Origin of the sequence: Phycicoccus sp. CSK15P-2, from assembly GCF_016888005.1 — a bacterium.
In the GTDB taxonomy this organism is placed as follows: domain Bacteria; phylum Actinomycetota; class Actinomycetes; order Actinomycetales; family Dermatophilaceae; genus Phycicoccus.
Genome location: NZ_JAFDVE010000003.1, coordinates 130,836 through 157,765, shown reverse-complemented (window position 1 = coordinate 157,765; position 26,930 = coordinate 130,836). Strand labels below are relative to the sequence as shown.

Annotated in this window: 25 protein-coding genes, 1 tRNA gene and 1 pseudogene; 14 read left to right on the top strand and 13 right to left on the bottom strand. The window is 71.3% G+C overall.

All coding sequences use genetic code 11. The features are described from left to right. The first annotated feature begins 206 nt into the window (after positions 1 to 206). The gene (locus JQN72_RS02440; RefSeq protein WP_204133570.1) at positions 207 to 503 is read left to right on the top strand and encodes a DUF4193 family protein; all 297 of its coding nucleotides are present in this window, start codon (positions 207 to 209) and stop codon (positions 501 to 503) included. A gap of 83 nt (positions 504 to 586) precedes the next feature. Here JQN72_RS02440 and JQN72_RS02435 read toward each other — a convergent pair whose 3' ends face one another. Next, positions 587 to 1,918: a serine hydrolase gene (locus JQN72_RS02435; protein ID WP_204133569.1), complete on the bottom strand. Its 1,332-nt coding sequence runs from the start codon at positions 1,916 to 1,918 to the stop codon at positions 587 to 589. A 169-nt stretch (positions 1,919 to 2,087) separates the two neighbouring features. Between JQN72_RS02435 and JQN72_RS02430 the strand changes: the two genes are divergently transcribed. The 3 genes from JQN72_RS02430 (at position 2,088) to JQN72_RS02420 (ending at position 4,648) form a co-directional block, all read left to right on the top strand. Further along, positions 2,088 to 2,729 (top strand): PadR family transcriptional regulator, encoded by a 642-nt coding sequence (locus JQN72_RS02430; RefSeq protein WP_204133568.1) that lies wholly within the window; start codon positions 2,088 to 2,090, stop codon positions 2,727 to 2,729. Between the two features lie 135 nt (positions 2,730 to 2,864). Continuing rightward, complete coding sequence (locus tag JQN72_RS02425; RefSeq protein WP_204133567.1) at positions 2,865 to 3,896, top strand: ATP-binding cassette domain-containing protein; 1,032 nt, start codon at positions 2,865 to 2,867, stop codon at positions 3,894 to 3,896. After that, complete coding sequence (locus JQN72_RS02420) at positions 3,893 to 4,648, top strand: ABC transporter permease (protein ID WP_204133566.1); 756 nt, start codon at positions 3,893 to 3,895, stop codon at positions 4,646 to 4,648. The genes JQN72_RS02425 and JQN72_RS02420 overlap by 4 nt, the downstream gene beginning before the upstream one ends. Before the next feature lie 10 nt (positions 4,649 to 4,658). On the opposite strand, the gene mmsB is transcribed toward JQN72_RS02420, so the two are convergent. From mmsB to JQN72_RS02385, 7 genes are all read right to left on the bottom strand, one after another. Then, the gene (gene mmsB, locus JQN72_RS02415; RefSeq protein WP_204133565.1) at positions 4,659 to 6,059 is read right to left on the bottom strand and encodes a multiple monosaccharide ABC transporter permease; all 1,401 of its coding nucleotides are present in this window, start codon (positions 6,057 to 6,059) and stop codon (positions 4,659 to 4,661) included. Between the two features lie 2 nt (positions 6,060 to 6,061). Further along, positions 6,062 to 7,597: a multiple monosaccharide ABC transporter ATP-binding protein gene (gene mmsA / locus JQN72_RS02410; protein WP_204133564.1), complete on the bottom strand. Its 1,536-nt coding sequence runs from the start codon at positions 7,595 to 7,597 to the stop codon at positions 6,062 to 6,064. 76 nt (positions 7,598 to 7,673) lie between these two features. Further along, a complete protein-coding gene (chvE, locus tag JQN72_RS02405) occupies positions 7,674 to 8,765 on the bottom strand; it encodes a multiple monosaccharide ABC transporter substrate-binding protein (protein WP_204133563.1) in 1,092 nt (363 codons plus the stop codon). 92 nt (positions 8,766 to 8,857) lie between these two features. After that, positions 8,858 to 10,354 carry an L-arabinose isomerase gene (gene araA, locus JQN72_RS02400; RefSeq protein ID WP_204133562.1) on the bottom strand — a complete coding sequence of 499 codons (1,497 nt, stop codon included), beginning with the start codon at positions 10,352 to 10,354 and terminating at the stop codon, positions 8,858 to 8,860. After that, on the bottom strand, positions 10,351 to 11,061 hold the full coding sequence (locus JQN72_RS02395) for an L-ribulose-5-phosphate 4-epimerase (protein ID WP_204133561.1): 711 nt from the start codon (positions 11,059 to 11,061) through the stop codon (positions 10,351 to 10,353). Before JQN72_RS02395 ends, araA begins: the two co-directional genes overlap by 4 nt. Beyond that, entirely contained in the window at positions 11,058 to 12,719 is a 1,662-nt protein-coding gene (gene araB / locus JQN72_RS02390; protein WP_204133560.1) for a ribulokinase, read from the bottom strand. The genes JQN72_RS02395 and araB overlap by 4 nt, the downstream gene beginning before the upstream one ends. Positions 12,720 to 12,842: 123 nt before the next feature. After that, positions 12,843 to 13,868, bottom strand: a complete 1,026-nt coding sequence (locus JQN72_RS02385) for a LacI family DNA-binding transcriptional regulator (RefSeq protein WP_204133559.1) — start codon at positions 13,866 to 13,868, stop codon at positions 12,843 to 12,845. A 156-nt stretch (positions 13,869 to 14,024) separates the two neighbouring features. Here JQN72_RS02385 and JQN72_RS02380 point away from each other — a divergent pair. Beyond that, positions 14,025 to 14,101: transfer RNA gene (locus tag JQN72_RS02380), tRNA-Lys, on the top strand. A gap of 106 nt (positions 14,102 to 14,207) precedes the next feature. On the opposite strand, the gene JQN72_RS18150 is transcribed toward JQN72_RS02380, so the two are convergent. Together JQN72_RS18150 and JQN72_RS19020 are read right to left on the bottom strand one after the other, a co-directional pair. Then, positions 14,208 to 14,429: a DUF4143 domain-containing protein gene (locus JQN72_RS18150; RefSeq protein WP_239099991.1), complete on the bottom strand. Its 222-nt coding sequence runs from the start codon at positions 14,427 to 14,429 to the stop codon at positions 14,208 to 14,210. Positions 14,430 to 14,484: 55 nt separating this feature from the next. After that, positions 14,485 to 15,297 (bottom strand): annotated as a pseudogene (locus JQN72_RS19020) (ATP-binding protein); the annotation flags it as partial. Between the two features lie 211 nt (positions 15,298 to 15,508). On the opposite strand from JQN72_RS19020, the gene JQN72_RS02370 reads away from it, so the two are divergent. From JQN72_RS02370 to JQN72_RS02355, 4 genes are all read left to right on the top strand, one after another. After that, entirely contained in the window at positions 15,509 to 16,513 is a 1,005-nt protein-coding gene (locus JQN72_RS02370; RefSeq protein ID WP_204133557.1) for an IS481 family transposase, read from the top strand. 211 nt (positions 16,514 to 16,724) lie between these two features. Next, positions 16,725 to 17,840, top strand: a complete 1,116-nt coding sequence (locus tag JQN72_RS02365; RefSeq protein ID WP_307812373.1) for an ATP-binding protein — start codon at positions 16,725 to 16,727, stop codon at positions 17,838 to 17,840. Between the two features lie 194 nt (positions 17,841 to 18,034). Further along, entirely contained in the window at positions 18,035 to 19,315 is a 1,281-nt protein-coding gene (locus JQN72_RS02360; RefSeq protein ID WP_204133555.1) for an ATP-binding protein, read from the top strand. Then, positions 19,316 to 19,717 carry an ATP-binding cassette domain-containing protein gene (locus tag JQN72_RS02355; protein ID WP_255541700.1) on the top strand — a complete coding sequence of 134 codons (402 nt, stop codon included), beginning with the start codon at positions 19,316 to 19,318 and terminating at the stop codon, positions 19,715 to 19,717. 42 nt (positions 19,718 to 19,759) lie between these two features. On the opposite strand, the gene JQN72_RS02350 is transcribed toward JQN72_RS02355, so the two are convergent. Continuing rightward, positions 19,760 to 20,551, bottom strand: a complete 792-nt coding sequence (locus tag JQN72_RS02350) for an SDR family NAD(P)-dependent oxidoreductase (protein WP_204133553.1) — start codon at positions 20,549 to 20,551, stop codon at positions 19,760 to 19,762. A gap of 108 nt (positions 20,552 to 20,659) precedes the next feature. Here JQN72_RS02350 and JQN72_RS02345 point away from each other — a divergent pair, with 108 nt between their 5' ends. Then, complete coding sequence (locus JQN72_RS02345) at positions 20,660 to 21,151, top strand: MarR family winged helix-turn-helix transcriptional regulator (protein WP_204133552.1); 492 nt, start codon at positions 20,660 to 20,662, stop codon at positions 21,149 to 21,151. A gap of 84 nt (positions 21,152 to 21,235) precedes the next feature. Here JQN72_RS02345 and bla read toward each other — a convergent pair whose 3' ends face one another. Next, positions 21,236 to 22,195: a class A beta-lactamase gene (gene bla / locus JQN72_RS02340; RefSeq protein WP_204133551.1), complete on the bottom strand. Its 960-nt coding sequence runs from the start codon at positions 22,193 to 22,195 to the stop codon at positions 21,236 to 21,238. Between the two features lie 84 nt (positions 22,196 to 22,279). On the opposite strand from bla, the gene JQN72_RS02335 reads away from it, so the two are divergent. Together JQN72_RS02335 and JQN72_RS02330 are read left to right on the top strand one after the other, a co-directional pair. Continuing rightward, positions 22,280 to 23,167, top strand: coding sequence for a LysR family transcriptional regulator (locus JQN72_RS02335; protein WP_204133550.1), 888 nt, complete (start codon positions 22,280 to 22,282; stop codon positions 23,165 to 23,167). A 53-nt stretch (positions 23,168 to 23,220) separates the two neighbouring features. After that, on the top strand, positions 23,221 to 24,090 hold the full coding sequence (locus tag JQN72_RS02330; RefSeq protein ID WP_307812372.1) for a serine hydrolase: 870 nt from the start codon (positions 23,221 to 23,223) through the stop codon (positions 24,088 to 24,090). A gap of 14 nt (positions 24,091 to 24,104) precedes the next feature. Here the strand turns inward: JQN72_RS02330 and JQN72_RS02325 are convergent, their stop codons facing one another. Then, positions 24,105 to 24,533: a DUF2000 domain-containing protein gene (locus JQN72_RS02325; protein WP_204133548.1), complete on the bottom strand. Its 429-nt coding sequence runs from the start codon at positions 24,531 to 24,533 to the stop codon at positions 24,105 to 24,107. Positions 24,534 to 24,582: 49 nt separating this feature from the next. Between JQN72_RS02325 and JQN72_RS02320 the strand changes: the two genes are divergently transcribed. Then, the gene (locus JQN72_RS02320; protein WP_204133547.1) at positions 24,583 to 25,395 is read left to right on the top strand and encodes an AraC family transcriptional regulator; all 813 of its coding nucleotides are present in this window, start codon (positions 24,583 to 24,585) and stop codon (positions 25,393 to 25,395) included. Between the two features lie 139 nt (positions 25,396 to 25,534). Further along, positions 25,535 to 26,920 carry a hypothetical protein gene (locus JQN72_RS02315; RefSeq protein WP_239099990.1) on the top strand — a complete coding sequence of 462 codons (1,386 nt, stop codon included), beginning with the start codon at positions 25,535 to 25,537 and terminating at the stop codon, positions 26,918 to 26,920. Positions 26,921 to 26,930: the final 10 nt, after the last annotated feature.

The window sequence follows — 26,930 nt, the reverse complement described above, 5'->3', positions numbered from 1 at the left end:
CTGCCGGCCCGCGTCCCCCCCTCTCGCGAGAGCGTCGCGCACCCCACCGGCACCCCTGGGAACAGACCGCGGGGACCGGACGTTGGGAGCATCGACAGCGTCTCGGCAAGAGTTGAGACAAACCTTTGACATACCGGCCGCCACCTGGGCATACTCCCTCCCACGGAGGGGTCGACGGCGGCCCTCACGAGACGAGAGGAAGGGCCATGGCCACCGACTACGACGCCCCCCGGGTCCGCGACGGCGAGGAGGAGAAGAACGACTCCGTCGTCGAGCTCGACGCGGCCCGTTCACGCACCTCCACCGACCTCCTCGAGGACGACACCGACACCAGCGGCGACGGCGTGACGCTTCCCGGCGCCGACCTGTCCGACCTCTCGCTCGAGGTCCACGTCGTCCCCCAGCAGGCCGACGAGTTCTCGTGCATCGGCTGCTTCCTCCTCGTGCACCGCAGTCAGGAGTCCAAGCCGGGCACCAGCCTCTGCCGCGACTGCGCGGCCTGAGACCCGTCGCCGGGTGCATCCCGGCGACAGCGCCGAACGCGCCGCCTGTCCCTGTCGCAGGCGGCGCGTTCGCCTGTCCGGGGTCAGCGGCCCCCGGTGACGGGCCGACCGAGGTCGGTCCACGCGGGCAGCCCCTCGACGCTCTCCGCGGTCCTCGCCCGGGCGCCTGGCGGGACCGGCCGCTCGCACGTCGCGACGAGAGCGTCCACGAGGAACCGGTTGGCCGGCTCGGTGGTCGGGGGGATGGGCTGCGTCACGTCGCGCCCACCCCAGGCGATGCTCACCTGGCGCTCGCCGTCGGCCGAGGTGAAGACGACCGTGAGGGTGCCGAACGTCGCACCGTCGTGGCCGTAGAGCGGCCGCGTCTCGCCGTCCGGGCCGGGGCACGGGTCGGGGATGGCGTAGATGCCGAGCCCGTAGACCAGGGGGTCGGTGCTCCGCGGCTCGGTCATCTCCTGCAGCGAGGCCTTCGAGACGAGGCGTCCGGCGAACAGGCTGCGGTAGAACCGCGCGATGTCGGGCGCGCTCGCCACGACCGCCCCGGCGGCCGAGAAGATGGTCGAGCTCGTGTGGTCGAGCTCGTAGGGGCGGTCGAAGATCGCGTAGTCGCCGAGGTGGTCAGGCCCGCTGAACGTCCGCCCGGGGACGGGGTAGCGAGCGTCCCGCATCCCTGCGGGGAGGAAGACGCGCCAGCGGAGGAGGACCCGCAACGGGAGGTGGTTCGCCCGTTCGAGCATCATCCCGGCGACGACGTAGTTGGTGTTCGAGTACGAGAACTGGGTGCCCGGCTCGAAGAGCCACGGCTGGGTGAGCGCGGCCCGGACGAGCTCGCGGTCGGTCCGCCGTTCGCGGAGGACCTCGACGAACTGCTCGGGGGTCTCGACCGCACCGAGGACCGGCGGGATGAACTCCGGCAGGCCGGACCGGTGGCCGAGCAGCTGCTCCAGCGTGACGTCGCCGTGCTCGGGCAGCAGACCCGGGAGGACGTCGTCGACGGTCGTGCCGAGGGTCCACCGGCCGCGGTCGACCTCCTGCATGACGAGCGTCGCGACCATCGCCTTGGTCACGGAGCCGATGCGTGCGACGTCGCCGGGCTCCGCGGGATGCGAGCGGTCCACATGCCGCACGCCCGCCGCGCCGGACCAGGTGCGGCGGTCCCCGTCCCGGGCGTACCCGACGACCCCGACGGCGCCCGCGTCGACGACCGCCCGGAGGTCGGCGTCGAGGGTGGCGGTGACGTCGGGCGGAAAGGCCGGCGCGTGCCGCCCGGTGGCGATCGTGCCGGAGGCCGCGGCGGACGCAGCCGGTGCGGCCGCACCCGTGGCCACCGCGGTGGCGACGCACGCCGCCACGGCGGCGGCGCGGACGGCGGGCCGCCGTGGACGGCGACCCGGCTGGATGGTGGATGTGGTCATGTCGGAGCTCCCTCGCGCTCGGTGGTGTGCGCCGCGATGCGTCCGACGCCACCACCAGGTCTACGCGCGTCCACCGAGGGCGACATCCGCCCTGGGTCGGGACCTCCCTCCCCCGCCGGACGGACTCGCGGCGCAGTCTCCGCAGGTCGGCGCTCCGTAGACTGCCCGCATGGCGGCCACCGAGACCCGGCTCCTGCTCCTCGGGTCCGTCATGATCTTCGAGCCGGTCAACGGCTACCAGATCCGGCGCGAGCTGCTGTCGTGGAACGTCCAGGACTGGGCCCACGTCAACCCGGGCTCCATCTACTCCGGGCTCGCCACCCTGACCCGCCGCGGCGACCTCGACAGGCACGACCTCGTCGACGGAGGCAGAGAGGTGGCCGTGTACACGACGACCGCCCGGGGGCGCGAGGCGTTCTCCACGATGTGGCGCGAGGCGACCGAGACCGTCGACCTGCTGACGCCACTGGCCTTCCACACTGCGCTCGCGCTGATGAGCCTCGTGACGCGCGAGGACGCCGCGGAGGCGGTGAACGTACGCCTGGCCCACCTGGACGCCGAACTGCGCGGGCACGTCGAGCGGGCCGGCGGTGACGTCGCGCCTCCCCACGTGCGGGCGATGGCGGACCTGTGGGCCGGGCTCGCGAGCACCGAACGCGAGTGGCTGGCCGACCTGCGCCGGCGGATCCGGGCGGGCGAGCTGGACTTCCGTGGCGAGCCGGAGCGCTGGGCCCCGCCGGCGGACGACCCGGGCTGGGCGATCGCCCGCGACCGCGAGCGCTACCTGAGCCTCATCACCGCTCGGCGCTGACCCCACCGATGACTTCCGGCGCCCCCGCCGGTCCGTCCACCGTGCCCCGCCCGTTCGCGGACTATTCGGTTGACCGACAATGTTCAAGGTTGAACACTGGTGGCACCGCGACCGCTCGAACCCCGAAGGAGACGCATGATCACCGCGCGAGGTCTCGTCCAGACCTTCACGACGCGTGAAGGACGACACAAGAAGGAGGTGCGCGCCGTCGACGGCGTGGACCTCGACGTCGCCGAGGGGGAGGTGGTCGGCTTCCTCGGCCCGAACGGCGCGGGGAAGACGACGACGCTCCGGATGCTCACGACGCTGCTCAAGCCCACCGCCGGCACCGCCACCGTCGCCGGGCACGACGTCGTGCGGGAGTCGGCGCAGGTCCGGCGGCGCATCGGGTACGTCTCGCAGAGCGGCTCCACGGGCAGCTTCGCCCGGGCCGGTGACGAGGTCGTCGACCACGGGATGCTCTACGGGATGTCCGCCGCCGACGCCCGACGCCGCGGGCAGGAGCTGTTCGAGCAGCTCGACCTGCCGGGGCTGTGGACCCGGCAACCCAAGTCGATGTCCGGTGGCCAGCGCCGGCGGCTCGACATCGCGATGGGGCTCATCCACGACCCGACCCTCGTCTTCCTCGACGAGCCGACGACCGGGCTGGACCCCCAGGCGCGGGCCAACCTGTGGGAGCACATCGGCAGCCTGCGCAGCGACCGTGGCGCCACGGTGTTCCTCACCACCCACTACCTCGACGAGGCGGACGCCCTCTCGGACCGGATCGTCATCATCGACCACGGCCGGATCGTCGCGGCCGACACGAGCGACAACCTCAAGGCGCAGGTCTCCGGTGACCTCGTCGACCTCGAGGTCCTCGACGAGACCCGGGTCTCCGACGCGGCGAGCCGGCTGGAGGCCATCGCCCAGGGCGTCGAGGTCGAGGGCCGGCACGCCCGCGGCCGGGTGGCCCGCGCGGCGCAGGCCGTGCCCGGGCTGCTGCGCGACCTCACGACGGCCGGGGTCGACCTCGCGTCCTTCGAGGTCAAGCGGCCCACGCTGGACGACGTCTTCCTCACCCTCACCGGACGGTCCTTGCGCGACGCCGAGGCCGCCACCGAACGCCCCGACCACTCGGGGCCCGCCGAGCCCGCCCCGACCACCCAGGCAGGAGCCCACGCATGACCTTCCTCCGCGAGTCCTTCGTCATCTTCCGCCGTCAGCTGCGGATGAACCTGCGCAACCCGGCCTGGGTGCTCATCGGCCTCATGCAGCCGGCGCTCTACCTGTTCCTCTTCGGTCCGCTGCTCGAGCCGCTCGCCCGGCAGATCGGGTACGAGAACAGCTGGACGTTCTTCGTGCCCGGGATGCTCGTGCAGCTCGGTCTCTTCGGGGCGTTCTTCGCCGGCTTCGGGCTCATCGCGGAGTGGCGCGACGGCGTCGTCGAGGCCGAGCGGGTGACCCCGGCGAGCCGTACCGCCCTCCTCTTCGGCCGGCTCATGCGCGACCTGCTGCAGCTCTTCGTCCAGGCCCTGGTCCTCATCGGGCTCGGCTACCTCATGGGGATGGACGCCTCGGCCGGCGGGGCCGCGCTCGGGGTGCTGCTCACGCTGCTCATGGGCGGGGCGTGCGCCGCGGCGTCGAACGCACTGGCGCTGACGACCAAGAGCGAGGACGTCATGGCGCCGGTCATCAACGTCGTCATGATGCCGGTGCTGCTGCTGTCCGGGATCCTCCTGCCGATGACGCTCGGCAAGGCGTGGCTGCAGACGGTGAGCGACTTCATGCCCGTGCGCTGGATCGTCGACGCCGTCCGCTCGACGTTCCTCGGCGAGCTGGGCAACGACCAGGTGCTCTTCGGCACGCTGTGGGCCGTGGGGCTCTTCGTGGCGGCGATGTGGTGGGGCACGGCGACGTTCCGGCGCGAGAACGCCTAGCCTCCCCCGGCTACGGCCGGGGGGAGGGTTCCTCCTCGACCACCTCGTCCACGTGGATGGAGTGCGCGGCGCGGTCCACCTCCTCGGCGGAGCCGGTGCCGACCTCGGCGCTCGCACCGCCGGCGTCGGTGTCGTGCCGCGGGGGCCCGTCCGCCCTGCCGCGGCCGCTGACGGCGTCCATGACCATCCCGACGAACGAGCGCCGGCCGGCCCGCTTGGAGAGGACGTCGAAGGCGACCGCGCCGAGCAGCACGAGCCCCTTGATGACCTGGATCCAGTTGCTGTCGACGCTCATGTTCGCCAGGCCGAGGTTGAGCACGCCCATGACGAGGCCGCCGATCATCGCGCCGGTCACGGTGCCGATGCCGCCGGCCACCGCCGCGCCGCCGATGAAGACGGCCGCGATGGCGTCGAGCTCGAAGCCGACGCCGTCCTTGGGGTTCGCCGCGTTGAGGTAGGCCGTGAAGACCATCCCGGCGACCCCGGCGAGGAAGCCCATGTTGACCATGACGAGGAAGTCGACCTTCTTCGTGTCGACGCCGGACAGCGCCGCGGCCTTGCGGTTGCCGCCCACCGAGTAGACGTGCCGGCCGGTGACGGTCCGCTGCGTGACGAAGGTGTAGAGGATGACGAGCGCCAGCAGGATGAGCCCGATGACCGGCACGCCGCGGTAGGACGCGAGCAGCAGCCCGAGGGCCAGCAGCAGCCCGCCGGCGACGACGAGCTTGGCGACGGTCACGGCGACCGGCCCGGTCTCCATGTCGTACTTCACCCGGTCGGCGCGGTTCTTCAGCTCGAAGAACACGAGCGCGGCGATGGCGAGCAGCGTGAGGACCAGGGTCGGGTTGTGGTACCCGGTGACCGGCCCCATCTCGGGCAGGTAGCCGTTGGCGATCTTCTGGAAGCCGCTCGGCACCGGGATGGACTGCGCGTTGAGGATCATCAGGTCCAGGCCGCGGAAGAGGAGCATCCCGGCGAGCGTGACGATGAACGCGGGGATGCCGACGTACGCCACCCAGTAGCCCTGCCACATCCCGACGAGGATGCCGAGCGCCACGCCCAGCAGGATCGCCACCGGCCACGGCAGGCTCCAGGCGTCCATCGCCATGGCGACGCTCGCCCCGACGAAGGCGCACGCCGACCCCACCGAGAGGTCGATGTGCCCGGCGATGATGACCATGACCATGCCGATCGCGAGGATCAGCACGTAGCCGTTCTGCACGAGCATCAGGGTGACGTTGCGCGGCTCGAGGAAGAGCCCGTCGGTCATCACGGTGAACATCGCGACGAGCAGCAGCAGCGCGATGAGCATGCCGTACTGCCGGATGTTCCCGCCGAGGCTGGTGCGGATCTGCGCGGCGAGGGAGCCGCGGCCCTCCGTCGCGGCGTCGCGCGTGACGTCGGTGGCCATGGTCAGCCTGCCTTTCTCTGGGTCATGTAGCGCATGAGGACCTCCTGGTCCGCCTGCTCGCGCGGGACGTCGGCGGTGATGACGCCGGCGCTCAGGGTGTAGATGCGGTCGCAGATGCCGAGGAGCTCCGGGAGCTCGGAGGAGATGACGAGGACGCCACGGCCGGAGTCGGCCAGCTGGTTGATGATCTCGTAGATCTCGTACTTGGCCCCGACGTCGATGCCGCGGGTGGGCTCGTCGAGGATGAGGACGTCCGGCTCGGTGAACATCCACTTGCCGAGGACGACCTTCTGCTGGTTGCCGCCGGAGAGCCGCGAGACGCCCTCGTCGACGCTCGGGGCCTTGATGTTGAGCGACTTCCGGTAGCGCTCGGCGGCGACGACTTCGGCGTTGTCGTCGACGGCGAGGCCGGAGCGGATGCGGCTGAGCCCGGCGGAGGTGATCGACACCTTGATCGGGTCGAGGAGGTTGAGCCCGAGGGTCTTGCGGTCCTCGGTGACGTAGGCGAGTCCGGCGGCGATGGCCTCCTTGACCGACCGGGCCCGGATCTCGGCGCCGTCCTTGAGGAGGGTGCCACTCAGCTTGGTGCCCCAGGACTCGCCGAAGACGCTGCGGGCGAGCTCGGTGCGTCCGGCCCCCATGAGCCCGGCGAGGCCGACGATCTCGCCGCGGCGGACGGTGAGGTTGGCGCGGTCGACGACGAGCCGGTGCGGGTCGGCGGGGTGGACGACGGTCCAGTCGCGGATCTCGAGCAGCACCTCCGCCGGGTGCGAGGTGTGCGGCGGGAAGCGGTGGTCGAGGTCACGGCCGACCATCCCGCGGATGATCCGGTCCTCGTCGACGCCGTCGCCGGCGACGTCGAGGGTCTCGATGGTGTGGCCGTCCCGGATGATCGTGATGGAGTCGGAGATCTGCTCGATCTCGGCCAGCTTGTGGCTGATCATCACGCAGGTGATGCCCCGCTCGCGCAGGCCCTCGAGCAGCCGCAGCAGGTTCTGGCTGTCGGCGTCGTTGAGCGCGGCGGTGGGCTCGTCGAGGATGAGCAGCTTGACGTCCTTCGCGAGCGCCTTGGCGATCTCGACGAGCTGCTGCTTGCCGATGCCGATGTCGCCGATGAGGGTGTCCGGGTTCTCGTCCAGACCCACCCGGGCCAGCAGCTCGGCGGCCCGCTTGCGTGCCGAGAGCCAGTTGATGACACCGCGCGGGGCGCCCTCGTTGCCGAGGAAGAGGTTCTCGGTGACGGACAGCTGCGGGACGAGCGCGAGCTCCTGGTGGATGATGACGATGCCGGCCCGCTCGGAGTCCCGGATCGTCCGGAACCGGACCTCCTGGCCCTCGAAGTGGATCTCGCCCTCGTACTCGCCGTACGGGTGGACGCCGGAGAGCACCTTCATCAGCGTCGACTTCCCGGCGCCGTTCTCGCCGCAGATGCTGTGGATCTCGCCGCGGCGCACGTCGAGGTGCACCCGTTCGAGCGCGCGCACGCCGGGGAACTCCTTGGTGATGCCGCGCATCGACAGGATCGTGTCGGTGGTCATGGGGGTCCTTCCGCCCGGGGTCCGACGGCCGGGAGGGTGGCGGGGCCCAGGCGTTCGCCACCCTCCCGGGTCGGGGTCAGCCGAGCTGGTCCTCGGTGTAGTAGTCGGCCTCGAGCAGGACGTCCTTGATGTTGGCCTCGTCGACGCTCACCGGCTCGAGGAGCATCGTCGGGACGGTCTTGACGCCGTTCTCGTACGAGGTGGTGTCGTTCACCTGGACCTCCTGGTCGCCGAGGATCTCCTGGATCATCGTGACGGTCGCCTGGGCGAGGTCGCGGGTGTTCTTGAAGACCGACGAGTACTGCTCACCGGCGAGGATCGACTTCACCGACTCGAGCTCGGCGTCCTGGCCGGTGACGACCGGGAGGTCCTTGCCGCCGGAGCCGTAGCCGGAGCCCTTGAGCGCGGCGATGATGCCGCGGGAGAGGCCGTCGTAGGGCGAGAGCACACCGTTGACGTCCTTCGAGGAGTACGCCTTGGTCAGCAGGTTCTCCATCCGCTTCTTGGCGACGGCGGCGTCCCAGCGCAGCGTGGCGACCGTCTTGAACTCGGTCTCACCGGACTGGATGACGATCGTGCCGTCGTCGATCTTCGGCTGGAGCACCTGCATGGCGCCGTTGAAGAAGAACGTCGCGTTGTTGTCGTCCGGCGAGCCGGCGAAGAGCTCGACGTTCCAGGGCTTCGGGGCGCCCGAGGCCTCGAGGCCCGCGAGCAGCGACTCGGCCTGCATGACGCCGACCTTGAGGTTGTCGAAGGTCGTGTAGTAGTCGACGGCGTCGGTGTCGCGCAGCAGACGGTCGTAGGCGATGACCGGGATGCCGTCGGCCTTGGCGTCCGAGAGCGCGCCCTTGAGCGCGGTGCCGTCGATCGAGGCGACGACGAGGACGTCGTTGCGCTTGGTCACCATGTCCTGCAGCTGGGTGACCTGGGTGGGGATGTCGTCGTTGGCGTACTGGAGGTTGACCTGGTACCCGGCCTCCTCGAGCTGGGCCTTGATGTAGTCGCCGTCCTTGATCCAGCGTTCCGACGTCTTGGTCGGCATCGCGACGCCGACGGTGATGTCGGCGGGGTCCTTCGACTCGGACCCGCCTGCTCCGGTGTCGGTCTCCCGCCCGCAGCCGGTGAGGGCCAGCGCCGCGACGGCGGCGACCGCAAGTGCCTTGCGCATCGTGGTGGTTCTCCTTCGTGTCGAGGCCGGCGGGCGCCGGTCCGTCTCTCCGTCGTGCGGCGTCGTTGCCGCCGTCGGGTCCTTCTCGGGGGTCACAGCCCCCCGGCGAGTCGGTGGTACGCCGCGTTCCAGCGGAGCTCCTGGCGGAACTCGCGCAGCGTGGTGCCCTCGCCGACGAGGGCGAGCTCGAGCCCGACGATCTCGGCGAGGTGGTCGAGGTGCTCGGCGGTCAGCGCGGTGCTGAGCACGGTGTGGTGCGGGCCCCCGGCCAGGAGCCAGCCCTCGGTGGAGGTGGCGAAGTCCGGCTTGGGGCGCCACACGGCGCGGCCGACGGGGAGCCGGGGCATGTCCTGCGGCGGCGTGACGACCTCGACTTCGCCCGCGACGAGGCGGAAGCGGTCGCCGAGGTCGTTCATCCCGAGGACGACCGCGTCGCCGGGGTCGGCGGTGAAGACGAGGCGCACCGGGTCCTCGCGGCCGCCGATGCCGAGCGGGTGGATCTCGACGCGGGCCGGGGTGGAGGACAGCGTCGGGCAGACCTCGAGCATGTGTGCGCCGAGGACGAGCTCGCGGCCGGGCCGGAGGTCGTAGGTGTAGTCCTCCATGAACGAGGTCGCGCCGGGCAGGCCGTCGGCCATGACCTTGAGCGTGCGGACGAGGACGGAGGTCTTCCAGTCGCCCTCGCCGCCGAATCCGTAGCCGTCCGCCATGAGCCTCTGGACGGCCAGGCCCGGCAGCTGGCGCAGGCCGCCCAGGTCCTCGAAGTTGGAGGTGAACGCGGTGTAGCCGCCGTTGGTCAGGAACTGCCGCAGGCCGGCCTCGATGCGGGCGCCGTAGCGGAGCGAGTCGTGGCGATCGCCGCCGCGGCGCAGCTCGGGGGCGACGTCGTAGGCGTCCTCGTACTCGGCGACGAGGCGGCCGACCTCCTCGTCGGGGACCTGGTCGACGACGGCGACGAGGTCGTTGACGCCGTAGGTGTTGACCGAGACGCCGAGCCGGATCTCGGCCTCGACCTTGTCGGCCTCGGTGACCGCGACGTCGCGCATGTTGTCGCCGAAGCGGACGACCCGCATGGTGCGCAGGGCGGCGGCCGCGCTGGCGGCGCGGGACCAGTCGGCGACGCGGCGCAGCACCTCCGGGTCGGAGACGTGCCCGGAGACGGTGAGCCGCTGCTGGCGCATCCGGGTCTGGACGAACCCGAACTCGCGGTCGCCGTGCGCCGCCTGGTTGAGGTTCATGAAGTCCATGTCGATGGTCGACCACGGCAGGTCGCGGTCGGCCTGGGTGTGCAGGTGGAGCAGCGGCTTGCGCAGCGCGTCGAGGGCCCCGATCCACATCTTGGCCGGGGAGAAGGTGTGCATCCACGTCATGACGCCGACGACCCGGTCGTCCGCGGTGGCGTCGAGCATCACCCGGCGCATCGCGGCGGCGTCGGTGAGCACCGGCTTGGCGATGACGTCGGCGACGATGCCGTCGTGCGCGGCCAGGGCGCCGCAGACCCGGCGGGACTGCTCGGCCACCTGGGCGAGGACGTCCTCGCCGTAGAGGCCCTGGCTGCCCGTGAGGAACCAGATCTCGCGCTCGCTCACCGGGGGTCTCCTTGGTCGTCGTGCTGTCCGTAGACGTTCTGGTAGCGGTCGAAGAGGCGGGCCGCGTCGTCCGGGTCGATCGGGACGGGCTCGCCGAGCTGGCGGGCGATGTGCGTGGAGCGGGCGACGTCCTCGAGCATCACGGCGGCCTTGAGGGCGTCCCGGGCGTCGCGGCCGACGGTGAACGGGCCGTGCCCGGCCATGAGGACGGCGCGGCTGCGCGAGACCGCCAGGGTCGCGACGATGCCGCGGCCGATGGAGTCGTCGCCGATGAGGGCGAACGGGCCGACGGGGATCTCGCCGCCGAACTCGTCTGCGGTCATCGTCAGGACGCACGGGATGGGCTCGCGGCGGGCGGCCCACGCGGTGGCGTAGGTGGAGTGCGTGTGCACGACGCCGCCGACGTCGGGCACGTGCCGCAGGACGTAGGCCGCGGCCGCGGCGTCCGAGCTGGGGGTGCGGTCGCCCTCGACGAGGCGGCCGTGGAGGTCGGTGAGGACCATCGCGTCGGCGTCGAGCTCGGCGTAGGGCACGCCGGAGGGCTTGGCGACCATGAGGTCGGCACCGGGGACGCGGGCGCTGACGTTGCCGGCCGTCCAGACGACGAGGCCGTTGCGGACGAGCTCGGCGTGCAGGTCGGCGACCTCCGCGCGCAGGTGGGTGACGGTGGCGCGGACGGCGTCGGACAGCGGGGTGGTGGCGGTCATGCCAGGGCCTCCCGCCGGATGGTGCGCAGTGTGCGCATCGCGGTGCTGCCGCCGCGGCCGAAGTGGTCGTGCAGCTCGCGGTAGACGGCGTAGAGCCGGTCGTAGGCGGCGACGTTCTCGGGGACGGGGCGGTAGGCGCCGACCTCGCGGCGGCCCATCGCCTTCGCCGCGGCGGGGACGTCCTCGTAGGCACCGGCCGCGACGGCGGCGTGGATGGCCGAGCCGAGCGCGGGGCCCTGGGAGGACGTGACGACCGACAGCGGGAGGTCGAGCACGTCGGCGTAGATCTGCATGAGCAGGGGGTTCTTCTGGAGGCCGCCGGTGACGACGAGCTCGGTGACCGGCACGCCGGACGCGGCGAAGGTCTCGACGATGACGCGGGTGCCGAAGGCGGTGGACTCGAGCAGCGCGCGGTAGACGTCCTCCGGGCGGGTGGCGAGGGTGGCGCCGACGAGGAGGCCGGAGAGGTCGTGGTCGACGAGGACCGAGCGGTTGCCGCTCCACCAGTCGAGCGCGACGAGGCCGTGGGCGCCGATCTGCTGCTCGGCGGCGAGCGCGGTGAGGTGCTCGTGGACGTCGCGGCCGGCGTCGCGTGCGGCCTGCGCGTACTCGGCGGGGACCTGGTGGGCGACGAACCAGCCGAAGATGTCGCCGACGCCGGACTGCCCCGCCTCGTAGCCGTAGAGGCCGCGGACGATGCCGCCGTCGACGACGCCGCACATGCCGGGCACCTCGGCCAGGACGTGGCTGTTCATGACGTGGCAGGTGCTCGTCCCCATGATCGCGACCATCTGGCCGGGGGCCACGGCGTCCCCGGCCGGTGCCGAGACGTGGGCGTCGACGTTGCCGACGGCGACCGCGATGCCTTCCGGCAGGCCGGTCCATCCGGCGGCCCGGGCGGTGAGCGTCCCGGCGGAGTCGCCGAGCTCGCCGATCTCGTGGTCGAGCTTGTCGTCGACGAAGCCGGCGAACCCGGGGTCCAGCGCGGCGAGGTAGTCGCGGCTCGGGTAGGTGCCGTCCTGGCGGATGCCCTTGTAGCCGGCGGTGCAGGCGTTGCGGACGTAGCGGCCGGTGAGCTGCCAGACGACCCAGTCGGCGGCCTCGACCCAGTGCTCGGTGGCGGCGTACAGCTCGGGGGCCTCCTCGAGCAGCTGCAGGCCCTTGGCGAACTCCCACTCGGAGGAGATGACACCGCCGTACCGGGCGAGCCAAGGCTCGCCGCGCTCCTGCGCCAGCCGGGTGATGCGGTCGGCCTGGCCCTGCGCGGCGTGGTGCTTCCAGAGCTTGACGTAGGCGTGCGGCTCGTCGCGGTGGGCGTCGAGCTCGCAGAGGGGGGTGCCGTCGGCGGTCGTCGGGACCATGGTGCAGGCGGTGAAGTCGGTGGCGATGCCGATGACGTGGGCGGGGTCGATGCCCGCGTCCTCGACCGCGGCGGGGACGGCGGTGCGCAGGACCTCGACGTAGTCGGACGGCACCTGGAGCGCCCAGTCGGGCGGGAGGCGGTGGCCCGACCCCGGCAGCACGGTGTCGACGACGCCGTGCGGGTAGTCGAGGACCGCGGAGCCGAGCTCGGCACCGTCCGAGACCCGGACGACGAGGGCCCGGCCCGAGAGGGTGCCGAAGTCGACACCCACGACGTACCGCTCGCCGTCCGTCACGTCCGTGGCTCCTTCGCCCTCGCTCCCGGTCGCCGTCGACCGGGGTGTGAACGCTCACATTGTTAGCGCTCACATTTGCGCCGCGCAAGGGTTTTGGGCCGACTTTCTCGCGGAGCGGTTCGGTCAGGTGCCGGGCGTGGTGGCCCGCGGTGGGCGCGCGGTGGACTCCCGGGCCACCAGGCGAGGCGGGACGAGTGCGGGCTCCGGCTCGCTCTCACCCAATGCGCTGACGACGAGGCGGACGGCCTCGCGGCCGAGCGAGGCGAAGTCCTGGCGGATGGTCGTGAGCGGCGGGCTGAGGAACGCCGCCTCGGGGATGTCGTCGAAGCCGACGACGGAGACGTCTTCGGGCACGCGCAGGCCGCGCTCGGCGAGCGCACGCAGGACGCCGGCGGCCATCTGGTCGTTCGCGACGAAGAGGGCGGTGACGTCGGGGTGGCGGTCGAGCGCCTCGAGGGCCGCGGCGTGCCCGGAGGCCGGCGACCAGTCGCCCACGACGACCGGCGCCTCCGCGAGCCCGGCGCGGTCGGCGGAGTCGCGGAAGCCGGCGAGGCGGGCCCGGGCCTGCGGCCAGTCCTGCGGACCGGCGACGTGGGCGACGCCCGTGTGCCCGAGGTCGAGCAGGTGCCGGGTGGCCATGACGCCGCCGGCGTGCTGGTCGACGCCGGCGGTGGGCGCGCCCTCCCCCAGCTGCCCGTCGAGGGCGACGAGCGGGACGTCGAGAGCGCTCAGCGTCGCGGCGTCGGGCACCTTGCCGCGCGCCGTGACGAGGACGATCGCCTCGACGGACTGCTCCAGGTGGTGCTCGATGGCGGCGTCGAGCGTGGAGCCGGTGACGCTGAGCAGCGGGTCGAGGCTGATGCCGTAGCCCGCCTCGCGGGCGGCCTCGGCGATGCCGGTGACGGTGCGGGCCGGGCCGTAGTGGGGCAGCTCGTCGACGATGACCCCGATGAGGCCGCTGCGTCTGGTGACGAGGGCGCGGGCGGCGGAGTTGCGGCGGTAACCGAGGTCGGCGATGGCCTGGAGGACCTTCTCGCGGGTCTCGGGGCGGACGGCGTCGGCGTCGTTGAGCACACGGGACACGGTCTGGTGGGAGACCCCCGCGCGGCTGGCCACGTGGGCCATCGTCGGCGGGGAGGCGTTCGGCATGCCGCGGATCCTACGGCCGGGTGCACTCGGGGCGCCGTTCGTGGCGTGGCCGGACGGTCGGTGGGCGTCCATGCGCGCGCGGTACCCTCGACCGGCGGCGCGCACCCCGAGCGGTGCCCGCGGCCGGCGCGCGGACCCCGGGTCGCGCGCCGGCAGGGGCCTCTAGCTCAATCGGTCAGAGCTGCGGACTTTTAATCCGTAGGTTGTGGGTTCGAGTCCCACGGGGCCCACCATCACCGCAGGTCAGAGGCCTGAGCGGCCCGCGGCCATAACGGCCGAACGGCACGTGGGCACAGATGCGGGGTCACACGCAGCCAGGAACAGGTGGAGTAACGCCGTTCACGCGCCCATGAGTCCCAGCGGCACGACGCCGATTCCGTCCGGACGCCGGTACGCGATCGGCCCTGTGTTGACGACGATCGCATCCAGCAGGCGCTCGCCCAGCTGAACTGTCAGCCACCGCAAGTGGTTCACATCCCGATCGTCGACAACAGCCCCCAGCTTGACCTCGACGGCGACAACCCTTCCATCGTCTCGAACGAGGACCAGGTCGATACTCATGGTCCCCATTGCGAGTCCTGAGATGCCCGGTCACCGCCTGAGCCGACTGCGCAGCGACCCTGAGACACAGGGTCACCAAGGACTCGAAGAGATGGCCGAGCATCGTCCCGGCTTGGGGACCGACCACCGACCCCTGGCCGTCCAACAGTGCGTCTCGGCTCAGGCCGAGAAGCCGCGCCGCCAGAGCAGGGTCTGCCAGGTGGTGCTTCGGCGCCTGCCCGAGCCGGGTCAGAACCGCACCTGTCGGCGTCCAAGCCGGCACGGGGTCCAGGAGCCAGAGCGAGGTCAGTACATCCCGGTAGGCGATGCTCGTGCTGCGGGCAGGCTTGTCAGGCTGTCCGGGAGTCGCTGCATCGAGCAGCTGCGAATAGCTTGCCGTGGACGCTGTGGCAGCCGCATACGCTCGAAGCCACGCGAGCATCGACTCGGGCTTGCGCACAGCCAGGCCGGCCTCGGGAACATCTCGGTCCACCGCGTTTCGGAGGTAGGAGTCGAGCTGGAACGCGAGTGCGCGGGTACCAAGTCGCCTCAGGCCCGGAAATCCCGATGCGAGGATCTCCTCGGTGTACTCCACGAGACCCAGTGACGTGCTCCCGTCGAGCGGTGGCCGGCCGCCGGCGAGCAGATCGCTGAGGCGCACCGACGGGGTAGAGACTCCGCGCTCCGACAGCGTCATCGGCCGCATCCGCAACCGGCCGATCCGGCCCGCGCCGGAGTGCGCGGTTGCTCCCGGCCTGGGCGTCGCGCTACCCACCAGCAGGAACTGGCCTCCCGTCGGGTCGTCATCGGCAGCCCGACGCACGACGTCCCACACCTCGGGGACCTTCTGCCACTCGTCCAACAGCAGCGGCCGCGGCCGGGCTCTCACGATCTCGGGGTCGGCCTCGACTGCAGTGCGCACACTGCGCGAGTCGAGCGCCACAACCTCAACCGCGCGCTGAGGCGGTGGTCGTCTTGCCGACTAGCTGTTGCGGCGCATGGCGTTGGTGCCACGGGTGTGAGGTGAGGGCGGGCAGGTCCTCGGCGGCAAGATGAGTAGCGCTAACCAACTCGCCTGAGCCAGCCGGAGGACCTGCCCTATGCCTCACCGTAATGCCCCGTTGACCGAGGAGGGCCGGCTGCGGCTGGTCCGCCGCTGCCGACACCGCCCGATCGCGCACGTCGCGGCCGAGGCCGGGGTCTCCCGCCGATGCCTGGGTAAGTGGGTGGCCCGCCACCGGGAGCACGGCGACGCCGGCCTGGTGGACCGCTCCAGCGCCCCGGTGCACCGCCCGACCCGCACCCCCGAGGCCGTGGTCGCCCGGATCGAGCAGCTGCGACAGAAGAAGTGGTCGGCGCGGCGGATCACCACCGAGTTGAACAACGACGGGGTCGCGATCTCGCTGTCCACGGTGACCCGGTGGGTGCGCCGGCTCGGGCTGTCCCGGCTGGACCACCTCGACGTCGACGGGCAGCCGCTGCGCAAGCCGGGGACGATCACCGCGCACTGGCCCGGGCACATGGTCCACCTCGACGTCAAGAAGGTCGGCCGCATCCCCGACGGCGGCGGCTGGCGGGTCCACGGGCGCGACTCGGCCGAGCACAAGGCCGCCGATCGGGCCAAGACCACCGGTGCCCGCGCGGGGTACACCTACCTGCACTCCGCCGTCGACGGGTTCTCTCGCCTGGCCTACACCGAGCCGCTCCCGAACGAGACCGCCGCGACCGCGGTCGCGTTCCTGGCACGGGCCCGGGCGTTCTTCACCGCGCACGGGATCACCCGCCTGACCCGCGTGGTGACCGACAACGGCGCCTGCTACCGCTCCCACGCCTTCGGCCGTGCCGTGACCGGCCACGGCGCCCGTCACCAACGGATCAAGCCGTACACGCCCAAGCACAACGGCAAGGTCGAGCGGTACCAGCGGTCGATGGCAGGCGAGGTGCTCTACGCCCACCCCTGGACCTCCGAGGCCCACCGCGCCGAAGGAATCGGCATCTGGCTGATTCACTACAACTACCATCGGCCCCACACCGCCGCCGGTGACCGCCCGCCCGCCTCACGCCTCAAGACCGGTGTCACCAACGTCATGAGCAGTTACAACTAGCCGGTTCTGAATCAGTCAATCCGCAGATGCTCTATCAGTCACTTAGCACTCCCAGTCCCGTCGCGCACTTGCTTGTCCAGCGGCTCCATGTGTACGTAGTTATGGCTTAGCATAGTGAAACGCTACACGGCCCCATAAGTTGCTAAGAGGTCGCATGGATCCGGTACGTAACCCCTACTCACCTGGTGCCGGACGGCCCCCAGCGGCATTGGTGGGCCGCGAGCGCGAACGCCGGACATGGGATGTGGCGGTCAACCGCGTCCAGGCCGGGCGCACGGCCCAGCCCATCGTGCTCTACGGCCTGCGCGGTGTCGGTAAGACCGTGCTCTTGTCACAGTTCGCCAAGAGCGCGCTCGGCGCCGAGTGGCTCACTGCGCAGGTTGAAGCCGGCTCCGGCAAGTCCTTGCGTGAGTCTCTCGGAGAGGCATTCCATGGCCCTTTGAGCGACCTGGCCCGACCTTCCGCCGGACGCCGGCTACTCAAGGCGTTGAAGACCGCGTCCAGCTTCAAGGCGTCCTACGACTCCACCGGAACCTGGAACTTCGGTCTCGACCTCACCCAGAGCGCCGGGGGCGGAGCTGACAGTGGAGTCCTCGAGACCGACTTGACGAAGCTGCTCCGGGACCTCAGCGCAGCTGCCGAGGAAGAGCGCGTCGGCGTCGCCATCCTCATCGACGAAGCGCAGGATCTGACCCGGGACGAGCTCACCGCGGTCTGCTCCATCGCTCACTTCTCGGGCCAGCAAGGCTGGCGACTCCTGTTCGCCCTGGCCGGACTTCCGAGCCTGCCTCGCGTGTTGGCCGAGGCGAAGTCGTACTCCGAGCGACTCTTCGTCTTCGAACGCATCGAACACCTTCCTGACGATCTCGCCCGCCAGGCTCTTACCGTGCCGGCGGTCGCCGAGGGGGCCGAGTGGACCCCCGAAGCCGTGACCCTCGTGGTCGGCGAGACCCGGGGCTACCCCTACTTCCTGCAACAGTTCGGCCAAGAGACGTGGAACTACGCCCCAGGACCTGACCTCACCGAGACCGACGCACAAGTCGGTGCTGCGCGCGGCCGGGCCGCCCTCGACAACGGGTTCTTCCGTGCTCGATGGGACAGGGCCACCAAGGCGGAACAGCAGTACCTCCGCGCGATGGCTGCCGACGGCGACGCCGGATCCTCCTCCGGTGAGGTCGCCAGCCGCCTGGGCCGAAAGGTGACCAGCCTCGGCCCCGCCAGAGCCAGCCTCATCGCCAAAGGGTTGATCTACGCACCGGAGCACGGTGTCGTCGCCTTCACGGTTCCGGGCATGGCCGACTTCATCCAGCGTCAACCCCAGGCGTGAGCCGCGCCAAGGTGCCCTGAAGATCTCGCGCGGCCATGAGCCCCACGAGCAAGGCACTGATGACGTCCGGACGCCCGTAGGCGATCGGCTCTTGGTTGACAGTAACTGAAGTGTAGCCTCGTGAGCACTCAGAGTGGAGTCTGTGGATCCCATATAGTGACTCCCAGAAGTGTCGCAGAGTGTAGTCTGCGGTGGTGAACAAGTCGAACGAGCCAGCAGGCCACTATCGGCCGCGAGTCCTTGACGACGTCTTGAAGCTGCGCTTGGAGTCCGCGGGGGCGGTCCTCATCGAAGGACCCAAGGCCTGCGGCAAGACCTTCACGGGTGAACAGTTCACCACTAGCCAGGTCTACCTCGACACCGATCACGGCGCATTGGAAGCACTCCGGATCGATCCGTCCCTCGTGCTCAACGGTAAGCCGCCCCAACTCGTCGACGAATGGCAGCTCGAAGCCACCCGCGTCTGGAACCACGTCCGCAGCGAGGTGAACCGGCGCGCAACTCCCGGTCAATACGTCCTCACGGGATCAGCGGTGCCAGAGGACGACACCAGACGCCACACCGGCGCGGGCCGCTTCGCCCGCCTCATCATGCGACCCATGAGTTTGTTCGAAAGCGGGCACTCCAGTGGAGCAATGTCCTTCACGGCGCTTCTCGCCGGCGAACGGCCGACCGCCACAGCCGGCCTGACTCTTCCCGATGTTGCGAAGCTCATCGTCCGGGGAGGTTGGCCACTCAACCTGCCGCTGCCCTTGCGGGCTGCCGCCCAAGCCAACGCGGACTACGTGCGCACCGTCGCCGAAGTCGACATTTCTCGACTCGACGGAATCCGCCGCAGTCCGACTCTGGTCCAACGGCTCATCCAGGCACTGGCTCGCAACATCGCCATGGAGCAGAAGGTCGCCAGACTCGCGGCTGAGGTCGAAGGCGAGGAGGGCACCCTCGCCAGAACCACCGTCTACGACTTCCTAGAAGCACTCAGGCGGCTGCTCATCCTGGAGGAACAGCCACCGTGGAGCACTCATCTGCGCTCTCGCGCCACTCTGCGGACGGCGAGCCGAACGCACCTCATCGACCCCTCCTTGGCAGCAGCAGCCGTCGGCGCAGGCCCTCAACGCCTTCTGGACGACTTGAACTATCTCGGCCTGCTCTTCGAGTCCTTGGTTGTCAGAGACGCGCGCGTTTATGCCACCACTCTGGACGCGACCATCCATCACTACCGAGACAGCGACTCACTCGAGGTCGACCTCATCGTCCAGGCGCGGGACGGCGCATGGGGTGCATTCGAAGTCAAACTGGGTGGCGAGAAGGCCATCGACGACGCGGCGATCGGGCTCCTCAAGTTCGCGACCAAAGTCGATACTGCCAAGGTAGGCGAACCAGCCGTGCTGGGAGTCATCACCGCCACCGGCGGGTACGGCTACACGCGTGAGGACGGTGTCGTCGTTGTCCCCATCGGGGCACTTGGACCCTGACTGCGCCACGCCGATGGTTGCGCTTGGCAGCACGCGGTCGACGAGCTGCCCATCCGCGGCGACGTGGACACGACCGTCTCCTCCCTGTCGGGCGGGAACCAGCAGAAGGTCGTCCTCGCCAAGTGGCTCCAGCTCGAGCCGACTCTCTTCCTCTTGGACGACCCCACCCGCGGGGTGGACGTCGGGGCACGGGCCGAGCTGCACGCCATCGTCCGGCGGCTCGCGGCCGGCGGGTCCTCCGTGGTCGTCTGCTCCACCGACATGCTCGAGCTCGCCGAGCTGTGCGACCGGGTGCTGCTCATGCGCAGCGGGCCGATCGTCCGCGAGGCCGAGGCCGGCGAGATGTCGGAGGCGGGGCTACTCGCCGCGCTGAACTCGCTCACCCTGCCGGAGTCCGCCTGACACGGCCTTCCCGCACCAGGCCCCTGCAGCCACACCCCCGACTCACAGCAGGGTCGTCAGCACTCCACCGTCCGCCCGCAGGGCAGCCCCGTTGGTGGCCGACGACCGAGGGCTGGACAGGTAGACGACCAGGTCCGCGATCTCGTCCGGCTCGATGAACCGCTGCAGGAGCGAGGTCCCGCGCCCCGCGATGATGCCCTGCTTGAGCTCCTCCTCCGGGACGTCCTGCGCCGCGGCGATCCCGGACACGACCGCGGCGACACCGTCGGAGTACGTCGGCCCGCCGAGGATGCTGTTGACGGTCACCTGGGTGCCGCGGGTGAGCTTGGCGAGACCGTTGGCCACCGCCAGCATCGCCGCCTTGCTGGCGCCGTACGGGATCATGTCACCGGGCACGTCGACACCGGACTCGCTGGCCACGAACACCACCCGACCCCACCCCGCGCCGAGCATCGCGTCAAGGACGTGCCGGCTGAGGCGCACCCCGCTCATCACGTTGACGTCGAAGTACGCCTGCCACTCGTCGTCCGTGACGTCACCGAAGGGCGCGACCCCGAACATCCCGACGTTGTTGACCAGGATGTCGACCGGACCCAGGCCCCGCATCAGTGCGTCGACGCTCTTCGGGTCCGCGACGTCGGCCGCGACCCCCGACACCTCGCCGTCCGGCACCGCCACCCGCAGTCGCTCGACCGCCTCCTCCACGCGGGCCCGGCTCCGCCCGTTGACGGTCACGGCCGCCCCGGAGGCGAGCATCGCGCGGGCGACCGCGAACCCGATCCCCTGGGTCGACCCGCTGACGAAGGCCCGCTTCCCGTCCAGCCGTACGTCCATCTCTCGCGTCCTCCACCGTCGATATGACTTGCTCAGGCAAGTGAATCGTCACATCGAGATGCTTGCTCGGTCAAGTCGCTCCAGCCGCGGCTCACGTAGCATCGCCGCATGTCGCGCACCACGACCTCAGCCGGATTCGGGGAGGAGCAGCTCGCCACCTGGAGCAGCGTCGCGACGCTCCTGGAGTGGCTGCCCGGCGCCCTCGACGCCCAGCTCCAGCGCGACGCCGGGCTCAGCCACTTCGAGTTCGGCGTCCTCTTCGCCCTGTCCCACGCCACCGACTCGACCCTGCGGCTGAGCACCCTCGCCGACCACGCCAACAGCACGCTGTCGCGGCTGTCCCGGGCGGTGACCCGACTCGAGGGCAAGGGCTGGGTCCACCGCTCCACCGACCCGGACGACGGCCGCTACACCCGGGCGACGCTCACGGCGTCCGGCCGACGGAAGGTGGCCGACGCCTCCCCCGGGCACGTGGAGGCCGTCACCCGGCTGGTCTTCGACCCGCTCACCGCGGCCCAGACGCGCCAGCTGCGCGAGATCAGCCGGCGCATCACGACGGCGATCCGCCCCGACGGCCGCTGGGAGCCTCCTGGCCGCTGACCCGCGCTCCACGTGGTCGTCACCCACGAGGGCACCCTCGCCGCGCTCGCCGTGGACCCGAGCCGGGCCCGGCACCGTCCCGCCTCAGCGAGCGGGGGCGTCGGCCGTGAGCGCCTCCGTGACGATGGCGGACGCCCGGGCCACGAGCTCGTTGTCGGTCTCCGCGTCGGCCTCGGCGTGGGACGTCATCACGACGACCAGCCACGGGGCCTCGCCGGGCGGGCGCACCACCGCGACGTCGTTGCGGGTGCCGTACGAGGCCGTGCCGCTCTTGTCCCCGACCGGCCACCCCTCCGGCACGCCGGCGCGGACGAGCCCGGCCCCGGTCAGGCTGTCACCGAGCTCGTCGTTGAGGATCCACTCGTCCTCCTCGTCGAGGACCCCGCCCAGGGTGAGCCGCCCGAGCGTGCCGGCCAGGGCGCGCGGAGTGCTCGTGTCACGCGTCTCGCCCGGCCGCCAGTCGTTGAGCTCGGGCTCGACGCGGTCCACGGAGGTCACGTCGTCGCCCAGCCGGGCCAGACGTCTGTCGACCGCCGCCGGGCCCCCCGCGATCTCGAAGAGCAGGTTGGCGGCGGTGTTGTCGCTCTGGGTCAGTGCCGCGTCGACGAGCTGCCGGACCGTCATCCCGTCGGCGATGAACGTCTCGGTCACGGGCGAGTAGGCGACGAGGTCCTCCTCCGTCCAGAACACGCGCCGCTCCAGCTCGAGCGTCGACAGGTTCTCGAGGACGGTCGCTGCCACCGGCACCTTCACCGTGGACGCCATGGCGAAGCGTTCGTCGGCGCGGTAGGCGACAGTCCGCCCGGAGCCGGTGTCGACGGCGAACACGCCCAGCCGCGCACCCCGCTCCCGCTCGAGCGCCCGCAGCTCACGACGCACGCCGTCCGAGCCGGGGCCGGGCGCGGCGCCGGTGGCTGACGAGGTCGTCGGCGCAGGCGTGCCGGACGAGGCGACGGGCGACACGGCCGTGGCCGAGGCGGCGGCGAGGGCGGCGGTCGCGAGGCCCCAGCCGACAGCACGCAGGTGAGTCGATGTGATGTCCATGCGGTCCACTGTCCGGCGGCGGTGCGCATGCAGTCCAAGTCACCAGTCGCAGGTCTCATGCGACCAGCGCATACCATCCGCCTCATGGACCTCGTCGCGGCAGCGCACGCGTTCCTCCACGTGGCCGAGCGCTCGAGCTTCACGACGGGTGCGCAGGCCGCCGGCCTGTCACAGTCGGCCGCCAGCCGACGGGTCGGCGCCCTCGAACGCCACCTCGGGACGCAGCTGGTGGACCGCTCACACCGTCGGCTCACCGTGACACCCGTGGGACTGCGGCTGCTCCCCGAGGTGCGTCGTCTCCTCGAGGTGGCTCAGCGCATCGACGCGATCGCCGACGCGGCGCTCTCGGAGCCGGTCGAGCTCCTGGTCCCGGACCACTGGCAGATCGCCGACCTCGCCGACCTGTGTCTCGCGGCGCAGGACGCCGGGGTCGACCTCGACGTCTCGTCGGCGGCGCCCGACCACCGGCGAGCCGCCCTGGAGACCGGCAGCCGGGTCGCCCTGCTCCCCTGCGTGGCGGAGGCAGGCACGTGGCGCATCCCGCTCGGTCTCGCATCCGCGGTGGACGGCCCGGCCACGGCCCGCCTCGAGCAGCTGCGCACCGGTCGTGGTGGCGGTTCCCGCCGGCCGACCGTGTGGGTCCTGCCCGAGGACGATGCCCCCCACGTGCGCGACCCGCTCGAGGCCGCCGCGGCAGCGGTCGGGCTCGCCCCTTCGCAGGTGGCCGTGGCAGGACACCCGGCCCAGGCGCTCGCCCGCGTCCTGGGCAGCAACGACCGCCTGGTGACCTCTGCCGCCGAGGCGCGACGTCTCGGCCTCTCCTGGTCACCGCTCCGCCCGGCACTGTCCCGCGGGTACCGGCTGGCGGGAAGCGACCCGCGGCTCGGCACCGTCGCCCCGGCGCTCGGGCCCATCCTCCAGGACCTCCTCGGCGCCGTATCCCCCGCGGCCGGGACGGCGGGCGCGCCGTGACGCCGCCCGGCTCAGGACCTGCACCCGAGGGCGCCGCCCGCGTCCTCGCCCGGGTGGAACGGCAGCTCGACGCGGCCGGCCTGAGCGCCTCCCTCGTGGTCCGCGACCTCGACACCCGGTCCGAGATCCGGCACGCCCCGGACCGCGAGATGCCCCTGGCCTCGCTCGTCAAGGTGCCCCTGGCGCTGGCGGTCCTCGACGCGTTCCGACGGGGCGACCTGGACCCGGCCGAGCAGGTGCGCGTCCCGGCGCCTGCCGGCGGCCGGAGCGGGCCGGGGCTGAGCCGCTTCCGGCACGAGGCGACCGTCTCCCTCGAGGACCTCGTGTACCTCGCCGTGTGCCTGAGCGACAACATCGCCGCCGACGTCCTCTTCGACCGGTACCCCCCTGCCGCGGTGACGGCCTGGCTCGCGGAGCACGGGCTCCACGGGATCCACGTCCGCCACGGGCTGGAGGAGCTGGGCGACGTCCCCCGGGTCGAGGGCCGCGACGCCCCGCCGTCGCAGGTGCTCGCCACCACGGGCCGGACGTCCAGCTCCGGGCACTGGGTCCGCCAGCTCGACGTCGCCCGCGCGAACACGGGCACGGCCCGGTCCATGGCGCACCTGATGGAGGGGATCTGGTCCGAGACCGGCCCCGTGCACCCCCGGGTCCGCGGGCGGATGCGCGAGCTCCTGTCGGGCAACGTCCACCATCAGCGGCTCTGGCCGGACTTCGCGTCGGACTCGGCCGTCTGGGCCTCCAAGACCGGGACGGTCCTCAACCTCAGGCACGAGGTCGGCGTCGTCGAGCACGCGGACGGACACTGCATCCTCGTGTCGGTGCTCACCGAGTCCTCCACTCCTGCGGCGGTGCAACCGGCGGCCGAGGCAGCGATCGCCGACGCGTGCCGACAGCTCCACGACGTCCTGCGCGGCCGGTGACCCGCACTCCGGCGTCAGGGATGCATCCGCGTGCCCTTGACCACCTTGTCGACGGCGTTTCGCGGGCCGTGCAGGGCCAGCCCCACGAGGTCGAGGTCGGCGCCCGGCACGTCTGCCACCACACCGCGGTTCGCCGCGTCATGCCCGGTGGAGAACATCTCGGACGTGAAGACCGCGAGCGGCAGCCCTCGGCCGAGCGCCCGATCCCGGGCCGCCGTCAGCACGGCACCCGGGCCCTCGAATACGAGCACGGGCATGCCGAGGAGCGGCAGGTAACCGGTGCCGTCCGCGTCGCGGTACGGCTCGCCGACGAGCTCGGGCAGGACCGCCGCGATCCCGCTGGCCAGGAAGGCTGTGACGTTCAGCCGCTGCCAGGACTGCAGGTCGTCGCGGACGACGACCGCGATCTTGGTGGCGAAGGGGGGCACGAGGAGGTCGCTCATCCACCCATCGTCGGGGCGAGCACCCCACTTGGGCTTGTACGTTCTTGACATGCCCGACGCCCCCGTCCTCCGGCCGGCGCGCCCAGCCGTGCCGGGGGTTCGGGAGGTGCTCCGCGCGCACTTCCCGGCCCGCTCGCACGCCTACCCGCTGCACACCCACGACGCGTGGACGCTCATGGTCGTCGACCAGGGGGCGGTCGTCTACCACCTCGACCGTCGAGAGCAGCTGGCGCCGCAGGCCGCCGTCACCCTCCTGCCGCCGCACGTGCCGCACGACGGCGCCGCGGCGTCGGACGCAGGCTTCCGCAAGCGCGTCGTCTACCTCGCCCCCGACGTCCTCGCGAGCGTGCCCCTCGACCGTGTGCTCACCACCCCGCTCGACGGTGACCGGGACCTGGTCCGGGAGGTGAGCGACCTCCACACGGCGCTGCTCACCGCGGCCACCGGGGTCGACACGACCGACGCCGAGGAGCGCCTCACCCTGCTCGCCGGGCGGCTCGTAGCGCGCTGGGGTGGCCCGGCCCCGACACCACTGCGCCGGGAAGCCGGGCGTGTCTCCCGGCTGCGGGCCATCCTCGACGAGCGCGCCGTCACCGGGGTTACTCTCGCCGAGGCCGCCGCCGAGCTCGACTCCACCCCTGCGGCACTCGTGCGGGCGTTCCAGCGCGAGGTAGGCATGACGCCCCACCGGTACCTCGTCGGCCGCCGCCTCGAGATCGCCCGCCGGAGGCTGCTCGACGGCGTGAGCGTCGCGGATGCAGCGGCCGACTCCGGCTTCTTCGACCAGGCCCACCTGACGCGTCACTTCCGCCGCTACCTCGGCATACCACCTGGTCGCTTCGTCCGTGCCTTCGCCGGCTGAGACACACGCTGATCTGCGCGAAGTCCCGCTCGCCAGCCTCCTGGCATCGCGAACCACCACCCCAGTGATCCGGGGTACAGCGGATGCATAACCGGGTACGGTGCTGAACGCAGGGCACCGACGCCTGAGGGGTTGCGACATGGCCGAACAGTCGTGGCACGAAGCACGCCTGATTCCTACATCCGGGATCAACGGCGCCGAAGAACAGGAACGCCGCGCCACCTCGGCTCTCCTCGCGGTTCTCAGCGCGGTCAAGGAGTTCAACCGCGCACTCCTCAAACCTCTCGGCGCTCCCGCCGGGACTGTCGAGTGCTACATCGAGGTCCCGTTCGTCCATGGCGAGAAGCGCTACTTCCCTGACGGCCTCATCCGCGTCTCCCGCGGAACGCGCTCGTGGACATCACTTGTCGAGGTCAAGACGGGCAGCAATGCACTGACGACCGAGCAGCTGGAAAGCTACCTGGAGATCGCGAGGACCGAGGGGTTCGACGCAGTCATCACCATCAGCAACGAGATCCCCGCGATTGCCGGCCAACACCCGACGAAGATCGACGGCCGGAAGCTGCGCAAGGTCGAGCTCCACCATCTCTCGTGGTCCCAGGTGCTCACCGAAGCCGTCATGCAGAAGGAGTTCCGTGGGGTCGCGGACCCCGACCAGGCCTGGATCCTGGGCGAGCTCATCCGATACCTCGAGCACAAACGCAGCGGCGCACTCGAGTTCGACGACATGGGCGATTCCTGGACATCGATCCGCGACTCTGTCGGTGCCGGCACGCTGCGCACGAACGACCAGGGCATCCGCATGGTCGTCTCGCGGTTCGATGCCCTTCTACGCTTTGCCAGCCTGGCGCTGGGCCGTCGGCTCGGGACCGAGGTGGTTCCGGTCCTCACCCGCAAGGAGTCCGCCGACCCCGGGGTGCGCGCCGCCGCCCTCACCGAGCAGCTCGTGTCCAGCGGTCAGCTCAGCGGGTCGATCCGCATCCCCGACGCCGCGGCACACCTCACCGTGACCGCGGACCTGCGTGCCGGCCAGGTCACGTGTCACGCGGACCTGGACGCCCCCCGCGAAGGGCGTTCGACGACCCGGGTCAACTGGCTCGTCCGTCAGCTCAAGAACGCACCCGACACCATCCGTGTCGAGTGCGCCATCGCGCACTCGCGGGGCGCGACATCCGCAGAGCTGCTGCGTGCGGTGCGAGAGGACCCGGCCTGCCTCGTCCTCGACGCATCGAAGGAGATCCGCAGCTTCCGGGTCGCGATGTCGACCCCGATGGGTACCAAGAGGGGCCGCGGTCGAGGCGCGTTCATCGACTCCGTCCTCTCCGGCGTGGATGCCTTCTACGAGTCGGTCCTCGACGACCTCAAGGTCTGGTCGGCACCACCCCCCAGGATCAGGCCGACCCCCACGGAAGCCGAGGTCACCGAGCCTGGCACCGCCGAGAGCCTGTCGTCGACGGACTACTCGTCGCAGGACGGTTCTGCGCCAGAAGCGGCCCCGACCGCACATTCCTGGTCGGCCGGCTGAGGGAGCATCC

What these genes read in the sequence shown, in the direction of transcription:
- JQN72_RS02440 (WP_204133570.1), top strand. Translation starts at nt 207, where the DNA reads ATGGCCACCGACTACGACGCCCCCCGGGTCCGCGACGGCGAGGAGGAG.
- JQN72_RS02435 (WP_204133569.1), bottom strand. Translation starts at nt 1,918, where the DNA reads ATGACCACATCCACCATCCAGCCGGGTCGCCGTCCACGGCGGCCCGCC.
- JQN72_RS02430 (WP_204133568.1), top strand. Translation starts at nt 2,088, where the DNA reads ATGGCGGCCACCGAGACCCGGCTCCTGCTCCTCGGGTCCGTCATGATC.
- JQN72_RS02425 (WP_204133567.1), top strand. Translation starts at nt 2,865, where the DNA reads ATGATCACCGCGCGAGGTCTCGTCCAGACCTTCACGACGCGTGAAGGA.
- JQN72_RS02420 (WP_204133566.1), top strand. Translation starts at nt 3,893, where the DNA reads ATGACCTTCCTCCGCGAGTCCTTCGTCATCTTCCGCCGTCAGCTGCGG.
- mmsB (WP_204133565.1), bottom strand. Translation starts at nt 6,059, where the DNA reads ATGGCCACCGACGTCACGCGCGACGCCGCGACGGAGGGCCGCGGCTCC.
- mmsA (WP_204133564.1), bottom strand. Translation starts at nt 7,597, where the DNA reads ATGACCACCGACACGATCCTGTCGATGCGCGGCATCACCAAGGAGTTC.
- chvE (WP_204133563.1), bottom strand. Translation starts at nt 8,765, where the DNA reads ATGCGCAAGGCACTTGCGGTCGCCGCCGTCGCGGCGCTGGCCCTCACC.
- JQN72_RS02395 (WP_204133561.1), bottom strand. Translation starts at nt 11,061, where the DNA reads ATGACCGCCACCACCCCGCTGTCCGACGCCGTCCGCGCCACCGTCACC.
- JQN72_RS02385 (WP_204133559.1), bottom strand. Translation starts at nt 13,868, where the DNA reads ATGCCGAACGCCTCCCCGCCGACGATGGCCCACGTGGCCAGCCGCGCG.
- JQN72_RS18150 (WP_239099991.1), bottom strand. Translation starts at nt 14,429, where the DNA reads ATGAGTATCGACCTGGTCCTCGTTCGAGACGATGGAAGGGTTGTCGCC.
- JQN72_RS02370 (WP_204133557.1), top strand. Translation starts at nt 15,509, where the DNA reads ATGCCTCACCGTAATGCCCCGTTGACCGAGGAGGGCCGGCTGCGGCTG.
- JQN72_RS02350 (WP_204133553.1), bottom strand. Translation starts at nt 20,551, where the DNA reads ATGGACGTACGGCTGGACGGGAAGCGGGCCTTCGTCAGCGGGTCGACC.
- JQN72_RS02345 (WP_204133552.1), top strand. Translation starts at nt 20,660, where the DNA reads ATGTCGCGCACCACGACCTCAGCCGGATTCGGGGAGGAGCAGCTCGCC.
- bla (WP_204133551.1), bottom strand. Translation starts at nt 22,195, where the DNA reads ATGGACATCACATCGACTCACCTGCGTGCTGTCGGCTGGGGCCTCGCG.
- JQN72_RS02335 (WP_204133550.1), top strand. Translation starts at nt 22,280, where the DNA reads ATGGACCTCGTCGCGGCAGCGCACGCGTTCCTCCACGTGGCCGAGCGC.
- JQN72_RS02325 (WP_204133548.1), bottom strand. Translation starts at nt 24,533, where the DNA reads ATGAGCGACCTCCTCGTGCCCCCCTTCGCCACCAAGATCGCGGTCGTC.
- JQN72_RS02320 (WP_204133547.1), top strand. Translation starts at nt 24,583, where the DNA reads ATGCCCGACGCCCCCGTCCTCCGGCCGGCGCGCCCAGCCGTGCCGGGG.
- JQN72_RS02315 (WP_239099990.1), top strand. Translation starts at nt 25,535, where the DNA reads ATGGCCGAACAGTCGTGGCACGAAGCACGCCTGATTCCTACATCCGGG.